We start from the raw sequence: 2,435 nt of genomic DNA, 5'->3' as shown, positions 1-2,435 counted from the left end.
ACGAGTTGTAGTGGTTCGTCAGGGTCGTTTTACGCAAAATCCTACAGTTCGGTTTCTCCTTTATACAGCGGTAGCATTGCGATCGATAATTTTTCCTTACCCAAACCTCCGATTTCATCTGTTCCCGAACCTGGGGGTACAATTCCATTGTTACTGCTAGGTGCTGCGTTCTTAACTAAGAAACTAACAGGAAAAATAATAGCAATGACTTGATTTAGGTAAATAGTGGGTAGGCTATTGTGGAAGAGATTGTGATGCCAGAAAGTCTATGGTCTTTCCTCCCGATCCGCCTGCGTCTGGTGCATCTGCCTCTGGTAAGGAAAACTCATCTCTGGAGGCGGGTTTAGCAGCGCTCAAGCAAGGAAATTACAAAGATGCGATCGCTCACTTAGAAGCTGTCTGCCAAATCCAACAGAATCAAAATGCAATTTATAAGGCTCAGATGGGTTTAGTTGTAGCCTACGAACGTAGTGGCAATGTTCTAGGAGCGATCGCCCTGTGTAAAACTCTGAGTAAGAGTTCGAGCCGTCCCGTGAAAGAATGGGCCGATCGCACCCTGGCCGATTTTGTCAAGCGCTACCCAGAAGAAGGTACAGCAAGGCAGGAAGGCAGTGGGGAAGACAATCAGACTTCCCAGTCAAAAGACACTGGGTTTGTGCCTTTTAACCCCACAGCACAAGTGTCTTCGAGCAGACCGAAGGTGCCTGTGAGTCCGCCTTCATCATCTTTAAAGGATCGAAATTCTTCTTTATCTTCCCCATCTTCCCCCTCAAAGCAGGGAAACAAAGAAAATCAACCAGAAATCAGATCGCAAATATCACAAAAGTTTGATTCTGCCTCATCGCCTGGGTTTGTTCCCCTAGATAAGGCAACTAAACCAAGCAGAGGAGCAGAAGAGAAAGTCGCCAGTCGCCAATCTTCAGATCCTGAGAAAAAAAAAGCAGAAAAGAGCTTAGATTATAAACCAGGATGGAAACAAGCCGGAAGGGCACAAAAGTGGCAACGCTTGCCAGTAAAGACGGGTTTTCTCTTTGATTTATCGCAGCTTTGGGGAGTGCAGGCAGTAACTGCGATCGTCCTGCTGATTTCGACGTTTTGGGCGATCGATACCATACTCAAATTCGCAGTTAAAACAGGGAGAGATCTTTTAATTAAACTGCGAATTATCTATATAGGCGAGGATTACTATAACGACCCGATGCGTTTAGTTCCCATTGCCAGCGCGATCGCACTGATAGCCCTGATTGCCGCATCTCCCTGGTTAATGGATGGATTGCTCAAAGCATACCACAACCTCAAACCTTTACCGACGGCAACATTGAGCGAACGCAGTCCCGAAGCGGTCAGAGTGCTGCAACGTTTTACCCGCGAACAGCGCTTACCTTCTCCCACCTTATTTGTCTTACCAAATTCTGCACCCTTAGCACTTACCTACGGGAATCTGCGCCGTACTGCCCGCATTGTCGTAACTCAAGGATTGTTAGACCGATTGGCAGATGACGAAATCGCCACTATTTATGCCGAACAGTTGGGGCATATCGTTTACTGGGATTTCGCGCTGATGTCTTTGGGTGTTCTAGTGGCCCAAGTGCCTTACACTTTTTACTGGAGAGTGAGCCAGTTGGGAGATTTGTCGCCAAACTCGTTTTTGCGGTTGATTGCCGGAGCGATCGCGGCATTGAGTTACGGTATATATTGGCTATTTCGTTGGCCGCTTTTGTGGTTATCGAGGGCGAGGATTTACTATAGCGATCGCATTTCCTGCGAAGTTACGGGTAATCCGAACGGCCTCAGCCGCGCTATCTTGAAAATGGCGATCGGCATTGCCAAAGATATCGAGCAACAGGGACAAACGAGCAATCTGCTGGAAAGTTTCGAGCTGTTGACGACGGTGGGATATCGACAGGCGATGAGTTTGGGCAGCCTCTACGCTCATACTCCCCTAGAACCGCTGCTGGCGTGGGATTGCGTCAATCCTCATCGTCGCTGGTTAGCTATTAATAATTCTCATCCCCCAATGGGAGAGCGGTTGCAAATTTTAGCTCGCTATGCAAATTTCTGGAAATTAGAAACCGAACTTAACCTAACTTACCAATCTTCTGTTACCCTTCAAAATTCAAAATTTTTCTTACAAGGTTCGCCTTATTTTGGCGTTTTTATGGGTTTAGCCTTGGGAGGGATATTCTGGTTTATTGGCGGAATTAGCAGCTTGATGAGATTCCGACCGCTAGATTGGATGTGGGGAGATCCGTCAATTATATACGGTTGCCTGCTCATCGGCATCAGCATAGGCATCTTGTTGCGGATCGATTCTTTCTTTCCGGATATGAAACCTTTGTCTGTAAAAAAAGAAGCTGTTTTGGCAGATTTGCTAACCAATCCCGTTGCTTTACCCGCAGACAGTCAACCGATATACCTGGAAGGGAAATTGTTAG

2 protein-coding genes are annotated in these 2,435 nt (G+C 46.8%); both read left to right on the top strand.

What is annotated here, in order from left to right; translation table 11 throughout:
- The coding region (locus tag H6S82_RS33115) for a PEP-CTERM sorting domain-containing protein (RefSeq protein WP_206756909.1) at positions 1–213 on the top strand (213 nt) is incomplete at its 5' end.
- 55 nt (positions 214–268) lie between these two features.
- The coding region (locus H6S82_RS28925; protein ID WP_191057152.1) for a zinc metalloprotease HtpX at positions 269–2,435 on the top strand (2,167 nt) is incomplete at its 3' end.

Source organism: Planktothrix sp. FACHB-1355 (genome assembly GCF_014748295.1).
Taxonomy (GTDB): Bacteria; Cyanobacteriota; Cyanobacteriia; order Cyanobacteriales; family Aerosakkonemataceae; genus Aerosakkonema; species Aerosakkonema funiforme_A.
Note: the sequence above shows the minus strand (reverse complement) of the source record. Positions and strands in the feature narration are given on the sequence as shown.